Source organism: Polaromonas sp., from assembly GCF_012927455.1.
Classification (GTDB): Bacteria; Pseudomonadota; Gammaproteobacteria; order Burkholderiales; family Burkholderiaceae_C; genus Polaromonas.
In genome coordinates, this window is sequence record NZ_JABBPE010000002.1 from 47,242 (window position 1) to 64,919 (window position 17,678).

The window sequence follows — 17,678 nt, forward strand, 5'->3', positions numbered from 1 at the left end:
TTGCTTATTCGGCGTCCGCTTCGTTATCTTCGGCACCCTCAGCGTCGCGCGGCCTCGCTGTGCGCAGCCCGTGTTTGGTCACAACTTCCACGTAAAACTGGTCTCCGCCTTCTTTGGCAAGGGTGTCGATCAGGCCCATCAGGGTAGCGAAATGAACCACTTCGGCGCTGACTTCACTGTTGCCAAATTTGCAATCGAAGTCCCAATAGTCAACACCCGCGGGCAAGGCGCGGCCGCGTTCACGTTTGACGTACTTGCGGATATCGTGTTTGCTGGCTTCCAGCAAGCGATCACGGTTTTTGCCTTCAACATTTAACGAATAAGTTTTTCTCACGGATGTCCTTGGGGGTGGCGGGTGTGCTGCATCGCGCTTGCGGTAAGCACCTCTTGCGGACATGAATTGAATCTGGCGCGCAACAGCGCAATTATCAGGCCAAGCGCTTGGTCGCCCTCAGCGCAACATGCACGCTGGTGCGGGGTCTGCCTCCGCTCAGCTTGGCAGCAGCAGCTTGTCTATCGCCTCGTGCAGACGCTGCAAACCGAACGACACATCGGTGACCACGCCATTGAGGTAAAAGGTCGGCGTGGCCCGCACGCTCAGATGCCGTCCGCCCAGCATGTGCTCCTGCACCCGCTGCAGGTAGACATGGTCATTCATCTCGTTCTGGTAGCGCGGCAGGTCCAGCCCTACCTGCGCCGCATAGTCGAGCAGGTGTTTTTCCTTCAGGTGCTGCTGGTTCGTGAAGAGCAATTCGTACATCGGCCAGAATTTTCCTTGTGCGCCAGCGGCTTCCGCGGTTTCGGCGGCCAGTTCGGCATGCGGGTGTACCTCGCGCAGCGGGAAGTGGCGGAAAACGAAGCGCAACTGAGGGCCAAAGTGCGGAACCATGGTCTTCAGCGCGTTAAAGGCCTGCAGGCACGACGGGCACTCAAAATCAGCGTATTCGATGAGCGTGACCGGGGCGGAGGCCGGGCCGCGGATATGGTCAATCGCCCCGTCAGGGGAAAGCAGGGGGTCCAGCTTGGCTTTGGTGGGCATGATGGTCACCTTCTGACTTGCTTGCTAAGGCGCGTACCACAGTATGCGCCGGTGCTGCGGCATGATCAATACGCCATGCGGCAGTAAAGATCAGGTCGCAAAGGCTGCTTTTTAGGAGGTTAGCCCGCTGCGTTTTCCAGCGCTTCATCAAGCGCCTTGCAGGAGGGGGAACAGACGGCCTGGGATTTGCCGAGAACCTTGCGTGTGCCCATCAAGGAGCGCGCGCGGTGCTTGCCGCACATGAAGCACGACATGGTGGCCGCGCCAAAAGACGTGGTGGCGGCGAAAGGTGAACCCGATACCTTTGATTTGTAGCGCAAGCCGTCTGCGAGGACGGCGGTTTTGGCGTCAGCTCTTGCCATGGTTTGGATCTTCCTTGGGTTGGTTTGTTGAAGGGTTAGGAGCCCGGCTCATCGCCAGGAGTATGGCCTGCTTAGCCTGGCGTTCCGCATCGAGCGAAGCGTCAAGCGCGGAGCGGCAAAGCCCCGCGTGTTGGTAGTTGACGTTCTCGTACAGTTCGGCCGCAGCCGGGTGCGAGTCCAGCAAGGCGCCCAGCGCCAAGCCTGGCTCGACCTCGCCTAGTTCGTCAACCAGGTGCTGCACCACTGAAAGATACTGTGCGGCACCGACCGGCTCGGCGCTACGCTCCAGCCGCTCAAGCAGCTCGGCCAGCACGTGAGTCACGGTGAGATCGGTTTGAAGATGGGGTTTGGTGGCGTTCATGAACGAAAACTGGGGGTTCTTTTGCCAAATACAAGCGCCTCGCAAGCGTCCCATGCCCTGCGTTGAGGCGCCTGCCGAGCCGCTTTAGCGCAGCCTGGTGGGCGCTGACTGCTATGTTTTTCATAGCTGGAAGCGCTTGTCTATCATGGGTTAGGCTGACATTTTACCGCTAAATAAATGTGACCGCAAATTCCCCCGCATTTGCAGAAGGGTTTTGTTTGCATGCCGCAGGCTTTGCCGGTGGCCCATCTCTGCTATGTTTGCCACCATGAAATCAGGCTTTGATTTCGACTAGCTGGCAGGCAGATACAGCGACAGGCCCACCAGGCCGCGCAGCGTGCCTCAGGCGCACACCTTCCAAAGAAAATGTCATGCAAAACCTTCCAAACCCAGCCCCGCCCCAGCCGCTTGCCGGCCTGCGCGTCGTTGAATTCACTCACATGGTCATGGGCCCGGCTTGCGGCATGGTGCTGGCCGACATGGGGGCCGAAGTCATCAAGGTCGAACCCATTGAAGGCGACCGCACGCGCCGACTGTTGGGCGCCGGTTCGGGCTTTTTCCCGATGTTCAACCGCAACAAGAAAAGCGTGGGCATCGACCTGCATACGCCGGCGGGCGTCGCCGTGGCGCGCAGGCTTTGCGCCAGCGCCGACGTAGTGGCAGAAAATTTCAAGCCGCGCACGATGGCCAAATATGGGCTCGACTATGCCAGCCTGAGCGCCACCAACCCGCGCCTTATTTACGTCAGCCACAAGGGCTTTTTGCCCGGCCCCTACGAGCACCGCACGGCGCTGGACGAGGTGGTGCAGATGATGGGCGGGCTCGCTTATATGACCGGCAGGCCCGGCGACCCGCTGCGCGCCGGCAGCAGCGTGAACGACATCATGGGCGGCATGTTTGGCGCCATCGGTGCGCTGGGTGCGCTGATTCAGCGCGGCATTACCGGCAAGGGCATGGAAGTGCAGTCAGCTTTGTTTGAAAACAATGTTTTTCTGGTCGGCCAGCACATGCTGCAGTACGCCATGACGGGCCAGGCGGCCGCCCCCATGCCCGACCGCATCTCGGCTTGGGCCGTGTACGACGTGTTTACGGTCAAAGACGGCGAGCAGATTTTTCTGGCGGCCGTCAGCGATGTGCAATGGGCCACTTTTTGTGACGTGCTTGGTTTTGCCGACCTGAAGGCCGACCCGCGCTACACCAGCAACAACGCGCGCGTCACCCAGCGCCTGAGCCTGATGCCCGTGCTGCGAGAGCGCCTGGCCGCGCGCAGTGCTGCCGACCTGGCGACGCTGTTCGAAAAAGCCGGCCTACCGTTTGCGCCTATCCGCAAGCCGGAAGAGCTTTACGACGACGAGCACCTTCAAACCACAGGCGGACTGGCCGAGATCAAGCTGCCCGACGGCGAACGCGCCGGCACAACTGTGCAAACCACGCTGTTGCCCTTCACGATGGAGGGCCAGCGCCTGAAGGTGCGGCTCAATCCACCTGTGTTGGGTGAGCACACCCAGGAAGTACTGTCTGGCTTGGGCTATAGCGCCCACGAGATCGCAAGCTTGCATGAGCAGAGCATCGTGAGCTGACTGGGAAAAACTGGCTGCATAAGACAGTGAAATGTCCTCTCGCCCAAAACCGCTTCCAAATGGAAGAAAATAAGGCTCTGAAGCAGTTTCCTGCTTTCAAGCACCCCGAAACCCGAAAGAACACCGTACATGGCACGCCTCGTTAAATGCATCAAGCTCGGCAGAGAAGCCGAAGGTCTGGACTTTCCGCCCTACCCGGGTCCCCTAGGCAAGCGCCTCTGGGAAGAAGTCAGCAAGGAAGCCTGGGCCGATTGGATGAAGCAGCAAACCATGCTAGTCAATGAAAACCGCCTCAACCTGGCCGACGCCAGAGCCCGCCAATACCTGGCGCGCCAGATGGAAAACCATTTTTTCGGCAGTGGTGCCGATGTGGTTCAGGGCTACGTCCCGCCCACCGCCTGAAAAGCGTCGCGATCCCAAAATCCTTTTTCGAACGATCTGCCGATGTCCGAGCGCATTGAATGGCTGGACGACGGCACGCGGGACGGCAGCCCCTACAACCCGCGCTTTAGCGACCGCTACCGTAGCGAGAGCGGCGGGCTGGCACAAGCCACAGAGGTTTTTCTGAATGGTTGCGGTCTGCCCGTCGCCTGGGCCAGCCGGCCGCAATGGACCATTCTTGAAACCGGCTTTGGCCTGGGGCTGAATTTTCTGGTGACCTGGGCAGCCTGGCAGGCTGATCCGCAGCGTCCACGCCTGCTGCATTTCGTCTCAACCGAGGCCTTTCCGACCAGCGCTGACGATGTGTTGCGCGCCGCCCGCAGCCAGCCCGAGCTGCTGCCGTTGGCCGAGCAGCTGCAGCACCAGCTGTGGGGACTGCTGCCGGGCTTTCACCGACTGGTGTTTGCCGGTGGCCAGGTGCTTTTAACGCTGTGCATTGGGGACGCCAAAGCGATGCTGCGCGAGCAATCGTTTGAGGCCGATTCGGTCTACCTCGACGGCTTCAGTCCGCAATGCAACCCCGACATTTGGGATATTCATACGCTGAGGGCAGTGGCGCGCTGCTGCCGGCGCGGCACCGGCGTAGCCAGCTGGACGGTGGCGCGCAGCGTGCGCGATGCGCTGGCGCAATGCGGTTTCATGGTGCACAAAGTTCCCGGTGTGCCGCCCAAGCGCGACAACCTGCAAGGCGTGTTCAATCCGGCCTGGACGCCGAAAAAGACGCGTTCTTCCCTTGCTTCGATTCGCCGCCCCGCCGCCCGCTGCGTCGTGATTGGGGCTGGGCTGGCGGGAGCGGCCGTAGCGGCCAGCTTGGCGCGCCGGGGCTGGCAGGTCACGGTGCTGGATGGCGCAGCCGCGCCCGCTGCGGGCGCCTCCGGCCTGCCCGCCGGCCTGCTGTCGCCCCACGTATCGCCCGACGACAGCCTGCTGTCACGCCTGTCGCGCAGCGGCGTCCGGGCAACGCTGCAGCAAGCTGACAAGCTGCTGCAAGCGGGCAGCGACTGGAGCCGCAGCGGCGTGCTGGAGTTGGGCGTCGAGCACCCGCGCAAGCAACCCGCCGCGTGGCTGCAAGACAAAGATTTAGCCGAGGCAGCGCGCGACTGGACGCGCCCGGCGACGCCTGAACAACTGGCAGCCTGCGGCCAAAGCCCCGACGCAGAGGCGCTTTGGCACGTGCAGGCGGGCTGGATCAAACCAGCGCGGCTGGTGCAGGCCTGGCTGGGTATGCGGGGCATTCAATGGCGCGGCCATGCCACGGTAAGCCAACTGATCCGACAGGACGATGCATGGCAGCTGCTGGATGCGTCCGGGCAGGAGCTGGCTTGCGCCGATCTGGTGGTGCTGGCTGCGGGCTTCGCCAGCCGGGCGCTGGCCAGCAGCGGCGACAGTGCCGACTTGCCGGCCGTCCCGCTGGCGCTGCAGGCTATTCGCGGCCAGCTGTCTTGGGGCATGCACGGACCGGACGCGCTGGAGTCGCTGCCAGCTTTCCCGGTCAATGGCCACGGCAGCCTGCTACCGGCCTTGCCCTTGTCCGGCACGGCAGGCGGGCTGGCGTGGCTTCTGGGCTCCAGCTTTGAGCGGGACAACGCCCTGGCTGAAATCCGGCCTGAGGACAACCAGCACAACCTCCACCGCCTGCAGACGCTGCTGCCCGCAGTTGCCGACACGCTCAGGGATGAATTTGACAGCGGCGATGTCCAGGCCTGGGCTGGCGTGCGCTGCGCCACACCGAGCCGCCTGCCGGCTGTCGGGCCACTTAATAAGCCGCCTATGCCAGGGTTGTGGCTGTGCAGCGGCATGGGCTCGCGCGGCTTGACGTTTACCGCCTTGTGCGCCGAATTGCTGGCAGCCCGGCTGCACGGCGAGCCGCTGCCGGTGGAGCAGCGCCTGGCTGACGCGCTGCTGCCGCAGCGGGGAGTGGTCGCGTCAGCACCGGACAATTGATGACATTTTAAGGCTCTAGCCCAATAAATACGGGCGCAACGTGCTATCTAATAAATAGCAAATGGCGCCTGTGGGTCTACGGACACTTGGCCGTTCGAGCCTCGTGGCGCAGCAGTGCCATGAGTTTTACGGGGTCCAGCGGTTTGCGCAAGCTGCCGCGAGCGCCGGCAAACCAGCCGCGCACCGCGTCCAGCCGCGACATCTGGCTACCGGTCAGAATCAACACCTCAATGGACGGGCATAAGCGCCCAATCTGCTTGACCAATTGCCAACCGGCAGAGTCTGGAAGATCAAGATCGAGCAGCACCATCTTGTAAACACGGGTCTGGAGGCGCAGCAGTGCCTCGGCGCCGCTCGCGGCCTCGTCCACTTGCGAAAGCCCGGCCGCGGCCAGCTTGGCACGCAAATAAAAACGCGCTTCGGGGTCGGCATCGACCATCAGTACCCGCGGGTGATCAGGATTCGCTGCCAGCGACTTTGATGACAGCGGTTGCGTCGCGACATGCGCCTCAGCGTCCTGGTCAGGACCAGGCAGGGCACCGGCCTCAGGCAAACGGTCCAGATCCACGTTATCTTCTGCGCCACCAGCAGGCGCCACACGGAGGCTGGGAAAAGCCAGCAACTGGTCCACGCGCTCAATCACGGCCGACCATTGCAGGGGCCGCGCAATAACCAGGCTGGCCTTGGCCGGCGCGTTGTCACCGACCCAAATTAGCGTGAGCGCGTCGTGCGCGGGGTTGGCCAGTTCCAGTGCGGCTTCCCAGCTCTGGCCATCGATCAGCACCACTTCAGCGGCACAGGGTATGGCTGGAGTCCAGGGCGCGTAGGCCACGGACCGGTCTTCGGAAAGGCGAAAAATCGTGTTCAAGGCGTGCCGCTCCACGTCGGAAAATCCGAACACTTTTACAAACATTCTCTTGACAACCTCGGAATCCATTTTTTTCATTTAAGGCTGATTATGCGGGGATTTGGCCCGATTCAGCCGTCAAGAGGTCGAAAGTTTTACTTCATCGCCTCCGCAGGGCGACGCGCCTTCACGTACGCATCGCTCGGCAGATAAGCCTTGCCGTCGGCATAGCGCCACTGCACCATCGTGCCCTTGTTGCCGCGTAAATCGAGCTTGCCGACATAGGCGCCCATGGTTGACTGATGGTCCAGCGCGCGGAATTCGGCAGGCCCGAACGGCGTTGAAAATTTCAAGCCGCGCAGAGCCAAAACGAGCTTTTCGTTGTCGGTGGAATTGGCCTTTTTGATGGCGGCAAAAATTGCCTGCATGGTGGCATAGCCGACGACCGAGCCGACCTTGGGGTACTCCTTGAAGCGGCGGTAATAATTGGCTGCAAAACTGGCGTGTTCGCGCGAATCTATCTGGTCCCAGGGATAGCCGGTAACGATCCAGCCCTTGGGCGTTTCGTCCTTCAACACGTCCAGGTATTCAGGCTCTCCAGACAGCAGGGACACCACCGGCGTCTTGGGAAATATGCCGCGCTGATTGCCTTCTCGCACCAGTTTGGCCAGATCTGCACCAAATGTTACATTGAAGATCGCGTCGGGCTTGGCCTGCATGGTGGCTTGGAGCGTGGTGCCGGCTTCCAGCTTTCCCAGCGCTGGCCATTGCTCGCCGACAAACTCCACATCGGGTCGTTTGGCCTTGAGCAGTTCCTTGAAGCTGGCGACCGCGCTCTGCCCGTATTCGTAGTTGGGCGCAATCGTGGCCCAGCGTTTGGCCGGCAGTTTGGCGGCTTCTTCGACCAGCATGGCCGCCTGCATATAGGTACTGGGGCGAAGCCGGAAGGTGTAGCGATTGCCTTTGTCCCAGACGAGGGCATCGGTCAAGGGCTCGCTGGCAATGTAAACCTTGCGGTTTTTCTGCGCATGATCGGCCAGGGCCAGACCCACGTTGGATAAAAAGCCGCCGGCCAGCACATCGACGTTTTCCTTGGCGCTCAACTCGATGGCGTGGCGCAGCGCTTCTTCGGGTTTTCCGGCGTCATCGCGCGAGATTACTTCAACCTTGCGGCCCAGCAGGCCACCGGCCACATTGATTTCTTCGACGGCAAGCTGCCAGCCTTGGCGGTAAGGAAGCGTGAACTGCGGAATGGTGGAATAGCTGTTGATCTCGCCGATCTTGATGGGATTTTTTGAGTCACCCTGGGCCGACGCCACAGTTGCCACCGACGCCAGCAGTAAGACACCGAGCAAGGCAGATTTCGTCAATTTCACGGTTTTCTCCAAAGTTAAGGGATCCGGCCGATTCTGCCGGCGCGCGGCCAGCATTGAAAAGCAGCGACTGTACCAGCGCACACAGCGACCCGCCCTTCTGCCGCCCGCGCACTCGACCAGACCCTCGGCAAACCCGCAGAAACACTGGCGAATAAGCTTATTCGCATAAAGGAAGTACAAAACTGTAGTTTGTTTTTATATAGGCCTCCTTTACATTTCTCCGCTTATGACTGAATTTGCCTTTGTCTTTGCCGGTTTTGCCGTCGGCCTCGTGGTGGGCCTGACCGGTGTGGGCGGCGGTTCGCTGATGACGCCGATACTGATCTTTGTTTTTGGCGTCAAACCGCATCTGGCCATAGGCACCGATTTGCTGTTTGCAGCCTTCACCAAGATGGGTGGCACCGTCAGCCTGGCGCGCGCGCGGCTGGTGGACTGGCGAATTGTTGGCCAGGTCGCGGCGGGCAGCCTGCCAGCCTCGCTGGCTACCTTGTATGTGTTGCAGCGCCTGGGCCCAGCCAATCCGGCCACCCAGACCCTCATGACCACCACGCTGGGTCTGGCGCTGCTGCTGACTGCCGTTGCCACCTTCTACAAGGTGCTGCGCGGCAAGGTCATGCCTACGGCCATTGCCCCCGAATTGATAGCCCAGGCGACACGCGCGCGCCACTGGGTGCAGCCGGTGCTGTTCGGCGCGGTCATCGGTACATTGGTGACCATGACCTCGGTTGGCGCCGGGGCCGTGGGCGTGATTGTTCTGATGCTGCTCTACCCCGCGCTCCCTTTGCCGCGCATTGTTGCGGCCGACATTGCCCATGCCGTGCCGCTCACCCTGGTGGCTGGCCTGGGACATGCCTCCATAGGTTCGGTAGACTGGTCGCTGCTGATCAATCTGCTGGCCGGCTCGCTGCCCGGCATCTGGCTGGGCGCGCACCTGATGCATAAAACGCCTGACCGCGTCATCCGCTCGCTGCTGTCGGTGCTGCTGGCTTATGCCGGCGTCAAGCTGATTTCCATCTAAAACAAGCCCTTTCAATCCCCCTTTACTTTGACACCTGACTGCCATGTACCAATACACAGAATTTGACCGCCGGTTTGTGAAGGCGCGTGCCAGCCAGTACCGTGACCAGCTGACGCGCTGGCAGGCCGGCCAGCTGCCCGAAGACGACTTTCGCCCGCTGCGCCTGCAAAACGGCTGGTATGTGCAGCGCTATGCGCCCATGCTGCGCGTGGCCGTGCCCTATGGCGAACTCTCCAGCGCCCAGCTGCGCGTGCTGGGCAAAATTGCGCGCGACTACGACCAGCCCAACGCCACCCTGTTCAAGGACGCGCAGGCCGCCCAGGACAAGCTCGGCGCCGTGCCGCTGAGCAATGGCAGCTCCGTGCATTCCAGGCTGAGCAGCGGCTACGCCCACTTCACTACGCGCCAAAACGTGCAGTACAACTGGATTCCGCTCGACAAGTCGGCCGACGTGATGGACTTGCTGGCCAGCGTGAACATGCACGGCATCCAGACCAGCGGCAACTGCATACGCAACATCACCAGCGACGAGCGCGCCGGCATTGCCGTCGACGAGATCGCCGACCCGCGGCCCTTTGCCGAAATCATGCGCCAGTGGAGCACGCTGCACCCTGAATTCGCCTTTTTGCCACGCAAGTTCAAGATCGCCATCACCGGCGCACGGGAGGACCGGGCCGCCACCGCCTGGCACGACGTCGGCCTGCACCTGATCAAAAACGCAGGCGGCGAGCTCGGCTTCAAGGTACTGGTGGGTGGCGGCATGGGCCGCACCCCGCTGCTTGGCATCACCATCCGGGAGTTTTTGCCATGGAATCAGCTTCTTAATTACCTCGAAGCCATCGTGCGCGCCTACAACCGCTTTGGCCGGCGCGACAACATCTACAAGGCGCGCATCAAGATACTGGTCAAGGCCGAAGGCCAGAACTTTATCGACCAGGTCGAAGCCGAGTACAAAGACATTGTTGAATTCGATGGCGCGCCGCACACCATCACCCAGGCCGAACTCGATCGCGTCTCAAGCTCGTTTGTGGCACCCGATCTGGCCTGCAACCGCAACGACGAAGAGATCAAGAATGCCAATGTGCTGCGCGCCGCGGCGGAAGACGACATGGAGTTCTCGCGCTGGCTGCAGCAAAACGTGGCCCCGCACCAAAACCCCGACCTGCGCATCGTCACGTTGTCCTTTAAGCGCCTGGGCCAGGCGCCCGGCGACGCCACGGCCGCGCAGCTCGACACCGCCGCCGATCTGGCCGACCAGTTCAGCGCGGGCGAAGTGCGCGTCACGCATGACCAGAACCTGGTGCTGCCCTGGGTGCGTTGGGACCAGCTGACCGAACTCTGGAAAGCCGCCCGCAAAGCCGGTCTGGCGCGTCCCAACATTCGCCTGCTGACCGACATGATTGCCTGCCCGGGTGGTGATTTCTGCTCGCTGGCCAATGCGCGCTCACTGCCGCTAGCCGAAGCCATCACGCAGCGTTACCAGGACCTTGACGAACTGCATGACCTGGGCGAGATTGACCTGCACATCAGCGGCTGCATCAACTCATGCGGCCACCACCACAGCGGCCACATCGGCATTCTGGGCGTCGACAAGGACGGCAAGGAGTGGTACCAGATCACGCTGGGCGGCTCGGACGGCTCGACGCTGTCGGGCGCGCCGGCCACCGGCAAGGTGGTTGGCCCTTCGTTTTCTGCCGCGGAAGTGCCCGAGGTGATTGAAGCCGTGCTGGGCATCTACCGCGATCAGCGCCAGACGCTGGAGGGCAAGCAGGAAACGTTTATTGCCACGCTGCGTCGGGTCGGCGCCGAGCCCTTCAAGGCCGCCGCCAATGGCGCTCGTTTTGCTGCATCTGGGCATGCAAAAGCCATCACCAGCTCCGCCGAAACGGTTGCCTGAAAGTATATTTACTATGAAATTGATAGCTGCTTCCGCCCATGCTACTTGGCCTACAGGCCAAAACACCCTTGAATTGGCGAATGACGCCGACCCGCGTGCCGTGTCGCTGAGCGGGGTTGACTGTGTTGCCTTGAACTTTCCCAAGTTCACCGATGGCCGGGCTTTCAGCCAGGCGTTTTTGTTAAGCCGCCGCCTCGGCTTTAAAGGCGAAATCCGCGCCACCGGCGATGTGTTGGCCGACCAGCTGGCCCAAATGGAGCGCAGCGGCTTCACCAGCGCGGTGCTGCGCGCCGACCAGGACCTGGCCGTCGCCGAGCGCGTGCTTGGCAGCTACCCGGGCTACGACGTCGGCCGCTACCAGGGCGATGCGGTTCAGGTCAGTCCGCATTTTTCGTGATTTACCCAAGGATCCGCCATGAGCGCCATTTCCCTGTATGCCAAGCCATCGGCCAACTTTGCGCAAAAGTTAAAGGCCAGCAAGGCCCTGCTGCAGTCCGCCGCGGCGCACTATGCGCCGCTGACACAGGCCTCCAGCCTGGGCGCCGAGGACATGGTGGTCACCCACCTGCTGCAGCAATCCGGCATTGACGCCAGCATCTTTGTGCTCGACACCGGCATGCTGCATGCCGAAACTCTGGCGCTGGTTGGCCGCATCGAAGAGCGCTACCAGCGCAAGGTGGATGTTTACCGTCCCGACACGAGCGCTGCTTCGGCCTTCGTGCAGACTCATGGTTCGGACGCGATGTACAAGAGCCTGGAATTGCGCAAGCAGTGCTGCCACATTCGCAAAATGGAACCTTTGGCGCGCGCCCTCGCCGGTAAAAACGGCTGGTTCACCGGCCTGCGCCGCGAGCAATCGAGTTTCCGCGCCGAAGTCCATGACATCGAGCCACAGGCAGAGCGCGTCAAGATCAACCCGCTGGCCGACTGGAGCTGGGGTGATGTCTGGCACTTCATTGCAACCCACGATGTGCCCTTCAACCCGCTCCACGACCAGTTTTTCCCCAGCATCGGCTGCGCGCCCTGCACCCGCGCCGTCACCCTGGGCGAAGATTTTCGCTCGGGGCGCTGGTGGTGGGAGCAGGAAAGCGCCAAGGAGTGCGGCCTGCACGTCGCCGCTGACGGCACCCATGAAGCACAGGAACCCGCCGCCTTCGAGCCCTTATCCAGTGTCTCCAGCATCATTCCCATCCGAGAAATACCCGCATGAACGCTCGCGCTGAACCCCAACTGCTCAACAAATTGAGCAATGCCCACCTGGATGCGCTAGAGGAAGAAACCATCTTCATCCTGCGCGAAGTGGCCGCCGCCTTCGAACGCCCGACCTTGTTGTTTTCCGGCGGCAAGGACTCGCTGGTGATGCTTAAATGCGCCGAAAAGGCCTTTGTAGGCGCGGATGGCAAAGGTCACATCCCCTACCCGCTGTTGATGATAGACACCGGCCACAATTTTCCTGAAGTCACCGATTTTCGTGATTTTCGTGCCAAGGAACTGGGCGCCGAGCTGATCGTGCGCAACGTCGAAGACTCGATGAAGCGCGGCACGGTGCGCCTGGCGCACCCTGGTGAGTCGCGCAATGTGCATCAGTCGGTCACGCTGCTGGAAGCGATTGACGAGTTCCGCTTCGATGCGCTGATAGGCGGCGCGCGCCGCGACGAAGAAAAAGCGCGCGCCAAGGAACGCATCTTTTCGCACCGCGACAGCTTCGGCCAGTGGCAGCCCAAGGCCCAGCGCCCCGAGCTCTGGACCTTGTTCAACACCCGGCTGCAACCGGGCGAGCACTTTCGCGTGTTCCCGATTTCCAACTGGACCGAACTTGACGTCTGGCAATACATCGAGCGCGAGCAGATCGCGCTGCCTTCGCTGTATTACGCGCACCAGCGCAAGGTGGTCGAACGCAAGGGACTGCTGGTGCCCGTGACCGAGCTCACCCCGGCGCGCGATGGCGAGCAGGTGGTCGAAAAAACCGTGCGTTTTCGCACCGTCGGCGACATCACCTGCACCTGCCCGGTTGACAGCCCGGCCAGCACCGCCGCAGAAATCGTGATTGAAACGCTGGCTGCTGACGTGAGCGAACGCGGCGCCACGCGCATGGACGACAAAACCTCAGACGCTTCGATGGAAAAGCGCAAGAAAGACGGGTACTTCTGATGAGCACTATTGATTTGATAGCTGGTGACGCCCCATTTGTAGGAACTGCAGGCCAAAATGACTTGCGTTCCGCACTGAAGTTCATCACCTGCGGCTCGGTCGATGACGGCAAGAGCACGCTGATAGGCCGCCTGCTGGTGGACAGCAAGGCCGTGCTGCAAGACCACCTGGCCGGCGTCCAGCGCGCGGGCGTTACCGACCTGGCTCTGCTGACCGACGGCCTGTCGGCCGAGCGCGAGCAAGGAATCACCATCGACGTCGCCTACCGCTACTTCGCCACTGAAAACCGCAAGTTCATCATCGGCGATGCGCCCGGTCATGTGCAGTACACGCGCAACATGGTGACGGCCGCGTCGAGTGCCGACGCCGCCGTGGTGCTGGTCGACGCCACCAAGCTCGCTTGGCAAAACCCGTCGCTAGAACTGCTGCAGCAAACCCGCCGCCATTCGTTGCTGGTCAACCTGCTGCGCGTCCCGTCTATCGTTTTCACGGTGAACAAGCTCGACGCGGTGTCAGACGCCACCCTCGCCTTTGAAAATATCAGTGCGGCACTGATTGCCTTTGCCCAGGCCGCCAGAATTCCGGTCAAGGCCATCGTGCCGATTTCTGCGCTGATTGGCTACAACGTGGTTGAAGCCAAGCCAGGCTGGTGCGGCTACACCGGTCCGTCGCTGCTGCAATTGCTGGAGCATCTGCCCGCCACAGCGGCTGAAACCACGGAAGCGTTCGCTTTTCCGGTGCAGTGGGTTGAAAAACCTGCCCCCACGCTTCGCACTGGCGTGTCGTCGCTGCCCCCCGAAGGGCTTGTTTCTCCTGGGGGCGACCCGGCGGAGAAATCATCCTCCTCCTCATCCGACACCTCGCAAGGCCGTCGCATTTTTTGGGGCCGCGTCGCCACCGGCGCGGTGCAGCCGGGCCAGAGCGTGACCGTGCTGCCCAGCGGCCAAAGCGCTGTGGTGGCGCAGGTGCTGGACCATACCCGTCAGCCCAAACCCATTCTGGCCGGTCACAGTGCGGGCATCGTGCTGGACCGAGAAGTGGACGTGTCGCGCGGCGACTGGCTGCTGGCCCCCGACGCCTTTACGCCCTCGCGCGAGCTGGCCGTCACCGTTGCCTGGATGGACGATGAGCCGCTGGTTGCCGGTCGGGTTTACTGGGCGCTGCACGGCCATCGCTGGGTCAAGGCCAAGGTCAAGCGCATCGTGCACAAGCTCGATGTCAACACCCTGGCCGAGGAAGACGCCAGCGAACTGCCGCCCAACGCCATTGGCCATATCGAGCTGAGTCTGCAGGAAGCGCTGGCCACCCTGCCCTACCTGCGTTCGCGCGTGCTGGGCTCGCTGGTGTTGGTCGACACCGCATCGCACAAGACCTCCGGCGCCGCGCTGATTCTTTGAGCGATTTGCCTGCCGTTGGCACCCGCAAAAACCCCTTTAATGCATCGCGCTTAGCCCCCTTCATGGAAAGCTCTTAAAATTGAGGGTTTCCACCGATCACCGACAACAACATGACACACATCGTCTCCGACTCGTGCATCCGCTGCAAATACACCGACTGCGTGGACGTTTGCCCTGTGGACTGCTTCCGCGAAGGCCCCAACATGCTGGTGATCGACCCGGACGAATGCATTGATTGCGCAGTCTGCATTCCCGAATGCCCGGTCAATGCCATCTACGCCGAAGAAGACGTGCCGGCCGACCAGATGCAGTTCATCAAGATCAATGCTGACCTGAGCCGCGCCCCGGGCTGGAAAAGCATCACCAAGCGCAAAGACCCTTTGCCGGATGCCGATGAATGGAAAGACAAGGACGGCAAGCTGTCCGAGCTGGTGCGCTGAAAACTCCCACACCGCCGGGCCTGTCGTGCCCCCCACTATCCGTTTAAAAAAAGCAATGCCCAAGAAAAACATGGAACCTCAACTGAATCAAGAAGTCATCAATACCGCTGCCGCGCACGATGGCCCCATCGAAACCGATGCCGTCATTGTGGGCGCCGGCCCTGTCGGTCTTTTTCAGGTGTTTGAGCTGGGTTTGCTCGAAATCAAGGCCCATGTGATCGACTCGCTGGCCTATCCCGGCGGGCAGTGCATCGAGCTCTATCCCGATAAGCCGATTTATGACATTCCTGCGGTGCCGGTGTGTACCGGCAAGGAACTGACCGACAACCTACTTAAACAAATCGAGCCATTTGGCGCGACTTTTCACTTCGGTCAGGAAGTCAGCGTGGTTGACCAGCAGCAGGACGGCCGCTTTTTTGTGGAGACCTCCAAAGGCACACAGTTTCTGACCAAGACCATCTTCATTGCAGCCGGCGTCGGCGCTTTCCAGCCCAAGCTGCTGCGGGTCGATGGCCTGGAGAAGTTTGACGACAGCCAGCTGTTTTACCGCGTCAGAAACCCGGCTGACTTTGCCGGCAAAAACCTGGTGATCGTCGGCGGCGGAGATTCCGCGCTGGACTGGGCCCTGAACTTTGTCAAGGACGGCCCGCACAAGGCTGAAAGCGTAATTTTGATTCACCGACGCGACGGCTTCAAGGCCGCGCCTGCCAGCGTCGCCAAAATGAAAGAGCTGTGCGACGCCTTCGAGATGCAATTCATCGTCGGTCAGGTCACTGGCTACGATGAAAAGGACGGGCAGCTGACTGCCGCCAAGGTGACGGGTGCCGATGGCATCACGCGCGTTGTGCCGCTGGACGTTTTGCTGGTGTTCTTCGGGCTGTCGCCCAAGCTCGGGCCGATTGCCCACTGGGGCCTGGACATCGAGCGCAAGCAGCTCAAGGTGGACACCGAGAAGTTTTCCACCAATGTTCCGGGCATCTTCGCAGTAGGCGACATCAACATTTACCCCGGTAAGAAGAAGCTGATTTTGAGCGGCTTTCATGAATGTGCACTGGCCGCTTTTGGCGCTGCGCCGCTGATCTTCCCGGACAAGAAGATCCATCTGCAATACACCACGACCAGCCCCAAACTGCACAAGGTGCTGGGTGTTGAGTCTCCGGTGTTCGACTGACGCGCGGCGTCAAGGTCTGTGCCGGCAAGCCCGCTTCCATGCGGGCTTTTTTACGCGCTTTTTTTAGTCGGGGTCAAAGCAGCGCCACAACCAGCGCTTCATTGATCGGCTCTACAATTTGCACTGTGTTCGTTAGAACACTTTCGCTGGGGGTGTTGCTGCATTTCATTTTTTGATGGGCAGTGACTGAGAAAGTCCCTTTGAACCTGACTGAGGTAATCCTCGCGCAGGGAAGCATGTTCCAGACGCTCCCGAATAATTTCGGAGCTTCAGGCAAGCCGACCTGCCATGAACGAATGGAACGGGCCATGGCTACCACTTCACACTCCACCGGGGGCGGCAACACCGCGCTGACACCGCTGCCGCAAGGCGAGCGCCTGTTCGGCTGGCGCGACCATGCGGCGCTCTGGCTCAGCCTGGGCGTAGGCCTGCTGGTCATGCAGATAGGCGCTTACCTGGTGCCCGCGCTGGGCGCTCAGGCGGCCTTGACAGTGATCGTCTGCGGCTCGGTACTGGGCGCAGGCCTGCTGGCCTGGACCGCCAAGATTGGCTGCGACAGCGGTTTGTCGAGTGCCGGCCTGATGCACGCCACTTACGGCAGCAGCTTCGCGCGGCTGCCGGTGCTGCTCAACATCGTGCAGCTGATTGGCTGGACCACCTTTGAGCTGGTCGTCATGCGCGACGGCACAGTGGCCATCGCACGTCAGTCCGGCAGTTTCAGCGCGGCCTGGTGGCCGCTGCTGGCCACGTTGCTATGGGGCGCCGTGCTGCTGGCCTTGCTGTCAGGCTCCATGGTGAAACTGGTACGCAAATTCATTGGCCGCTACGGCCTGCCGCTGGTGATGGCCTCGCTGCTGTGGCTGAGCTGGCAGTTTCTGACCAAAGCCGGCGCCCAGGGCTTCGCCGCCTTGTGGAATCGCCCCGGTGAAGGCGGCATGAGTACCTTGTCGGCGCTTGATCTGGTCATCGCCATGCCGGTATCGTGGTTGCCGCTGGTCGCCGACTTTGCGCGCCATGGCCGTGACGGCAACAGCGCACTGCGCGGCACCTGGCTGGGCTACGCCGTTGCCAACATCTGGTGCTACGCGCTGGGTGTGCTGGTGGCCCTGACAACGCCGAGCACCGATCTGGTGGCCGCGCTGCTGCTGGCGCAAGGCGGTCTGCTGGCGCTCGGCCTGATCTTGATCGACGAAGTCGACAACGCCTATGGCGACCTCTATTCGGGCTCGGTCGCCGGCCACAGCCTGAAGCCCGGCTGGAGCGTGCGGCGCTGGGGCATGGCGCTGGCCGTGCTGTGCATCGCTCTGGCGCTGGTGCTGCCGATGCACAGCCTGGAGCCGTTTTTGCTGATGCTCAGCTCGGTGTTCGTGCCACTTTACGGCGTCATCTTGGCGCGCCTGGCCGGGCACCGCAACGTCGTGGCGCTGGTGACAGAGCGCAAGTTCAACACCAGCGCGGTGCTGATCTGGCTGCTGGGCGTGGCCTGTTACCACCTGTGCGCACAATTGGCGCCCAGCTGGGGGGCCGCCTTGCCCACGCTGGCACTGACGTTTGTGCTGGCGCGTTTTAGCCGAGCGTCGCCGGGAAATTCACCCGTCAGCGCGGCGGCAGCGCGCTAGATTGCTATCTTATTAGTAGCTGCTTGCGCCCGCAT

18 protein-coding genes and 1 riboswitch are annotated in these 17,678 nt (G+C 61.6%); of the genes, 12 read left to right on the forward strand and 6 right to left on the reverse strand.

All coding sequences use genetic code 11. From position 1 onward, the window contains the following. Positions 1-4: 4 nt before the first annotated feature. From HHJ18_RS00810 to HHJ18_RS00825, 4 genes are all read right to left on the reverse strand, one after another. Entirely contained in the window at positions 5-334 is a 330-nt protein-coding gene (locus tag HHJ18_RS00810; protein WP_296910561.1) for a DUF6172 family protein, read from the reverse strand. A gap of 156 nt (positions 335-490) precedes the next feature. Beyond that, positions 491-1,039 (reverse strand): DsbA family protein, encoded by a 549-nt coding sequence (locus HHJ18_RS00815; RefSeq protein ID WP_296910563.1) that lies wholly within the window; start codon positions 1,037-1,039, stop codon positions 491-493. Between the two features lie 119 nt (positions 1,040-1,158). Continuing rightward, positions 1,159-1,401 carry a hypothetical protein gene (locus tag HHJ18_RS00820; protein WP_011483276.1) on the reverse strand — a complete coding sequence of 81 codons (243 nt, stop codon included), beginning with the start codon at positions 1,399-1,401 and terminating at the stop codon, positions 1,159-1,161. Further along, positions 1,388-1,762 (reverse strand): hypothetical protein, encoded by a 375-nt coding sequence (locus HHJ18_RS00825; RefSeq protein WP_296910569.1) that lies wholly within the window; start codon positions 1,760-1,762, stop codon positions 1,388-1,390. Before HHJ18_RS00825 ends, HHJ18_RS00820 begins: the two co-directional genes overlap by 14 nt. Before the next feature lie 371 nt (positions 1,763-2,133). On the opposite strand from HHJ18_RS00825, the gene HHJ18_RS00830 reads away from it, so the two are divergent. The 3 genes from HHJ18_RS00830 to mnmC all read left to right on the forward strand — a co-directional run bounded on the left by HHJ18_RS00830 (position 2,134) and on the right by mnmC (position 5,727). Continuing rightward, entirely contained in the window at positions 2,134-3,342 is a 1,209-nt protein-coding gene (locus HHJ18_RS00830; RefSeq protein WP_296910571.1) for a CaiB/BaiF CoA-transferase family protein, read from the forward strand. 129 nt (positions 3,343-3,471) lie between these two features. Next, positions 3,472-3,744 carry an oxidative damage protection protein gene (locus HHJ18_RS00835; protein ID WP_296910573.1) on the forward strand — a complete coding sequence of 91 codons (273 nt, stop codon included), beginning with the start codon at positions 3,472-3,474 and terminating at the stop codon, positions 3,742-3,744. A gap of 42 nt (positions 3,745-3,786) precedes the next feature. After that, on the forward strand, positions 3,787-5,727 hold the full coding sequence (gene mnmC / locus HHJ18_RS00840; protein WP_296910575.1) for an FAD-dependent 5-carboxymethylaminomethyl-2-thiouridine(34) oxidoreductase MnmC: 1,941 nt from the start codon (positions 3,787-3,789) through the stop codon (positions 5,725-5,727). Between the two features lie 76 nt (positions 5,728-5,803). Here mnmC and HHJ18_RS00845 read toward each other — a convergent pair whose 3' ends face one another. Together HHJ18_RS00845 and HHJ18_RS00850 are read right to left on the reverse strand one after the other, a co-directional pair. Next, complete coding sequence (locus HHJ18_RS00845) at positions 5,804-6,664, reverse strand: response regulator (protein ID WP_296910578.1); 861 nt, start codon at positions 6,662-6,664, stop codon at positions 5,804-5,806. A gap of 65 nt (positions 6,665-6,729) precedes the next feature. Further along, positions 6,730-7,950, reverse strand: coding sequence for an ABC transporter substrate-binding protein (locus HHJ18_RS00850; RefSeq protein WP_296910580.1), 1,221 nt, complete (start codon positions 7,948-7,950; stop codon positions 6,730-6,732). A gap of 226 nt (positions 7,951-8,176) precedes the next feature. Here HHJ18_RS00850 and HHJ18_RS00855 point away from each other — a divergent pair, with 226 nt between their 5' ends. From HHJ18_RS00855 to HHJ18_RS00895, 9 genes are all read left to right on the forward strand, one after another. Beyond that, entirely contained in the window at positions 8,177-8,968 is a 792-nt protein-coding gene (locus HHJ18_RS00855; protein WP_296910582.1) for a sulfite exporter TauE/SafE family protein, read from the forward strand. Positions 8,969-9,011: 43 nt separating this feature from the next. After that, entirely contained in the window at positions 9,012-10,865 is a 1,854-nt protein-coding gene (locus HHJ18_RS00860; protein WP_296910585.1) for a nitrite/sulfite reductase, read from the forward strand. 13 nt (positions 10,866-10,878) lie between these two features. Then, positions 10,879-11,262: a DUF934 domain-containing protein gene (locus HHJ18_RS00865; RefSeq protein ID WP_296910587.1), complete on the forward strand. Its 384-nt coding sequence runs from the start codon at positions 10,879-10,881 to the stop codon at positions 11,260-11,262. An 18-nt stretch (positions 11,263-11,280) separates the two neighbouring features. Beyond that, a complete protein-coding gene (locus HHJ18_RS00870; RefSeq protein WP_296910589.1) occupies positions 11,281-12,075 on the forward strand; it encodes a phosphoadenylyl-sulfate reductase in 795 nt (264 codons plus the stop codon). Beyond that, complete coding sequence (cysD, locus tag HHJ18_RS00875; protein ID WP_296910591.1) at positions 12,072-13,016, forward strand: sulfate adenylyltransferase subunit CysD; 945 nt, start codon at positions 12,072-12,074, stop codon at positions 13,014-13,016. The genes HHJ18_RS00870 and cysD overlap by 4 nt, the downstream gene beginning before the upstream one ends. Continuing rightward, on the forward strand, positions 13,016-14,413 hold the full coding sequence (locus HHJ18_RS00880) for a GTP-binding protein (RefSeq protein WP_296910593.1): 1,398 nt from the start codon (positions 13,016-13,018) through the stop codon (positions 14,411-14,413). The genes cysD and HHJ18_RS00880 overlap by 1 nt, the downstream gene beginning before the upstream one ends. A gap of 110 nt (positions 14,414-14,523) precedes the next feature. Continuing rightward, positions 14,524-14,853, forward strand: a complete 330-nt coding sequence (gene fdxA / locus HHJ18_RS00885) for a ferredoxin FdxA (protein ID WP_296910595.1) — start codon at positions 14,524-14,526, stop codon at positions 14,851-14,853. Positions 14,854-14,923: 70 nt separating this feature from the next. Then, a complete protein-coding gene (locus HHJ18_RS00890; RefSeq protein WP_296910597.1) occupies positions 14,924-16,024 on the forward strand; it encodes an NAD(P)/FAD-dependent oxidoreductase in 1,101 nt (366 codons plus the stop codon). 138 nt (positions 16,025-16,162) lie between these two features. Further along, a riboswitch (TPP riboswitch) is annotated at positions 16,163-16,274 on the forward strand. 58 nt (positions 16,275-16,332) lie between these two features. Next, positions 16,333-17,643, forward strand: a complete 1,311-nt coding sequence (locus HHJ18_RS00895) for a cytosine permease (protein WP_296910600.1) — start codon at positions 16,333-16,335, stop codon at positions 17,641-17,643. The last annotated feature ends 35 nt before the right edge of the window (positions 17,644-17,678 follow it).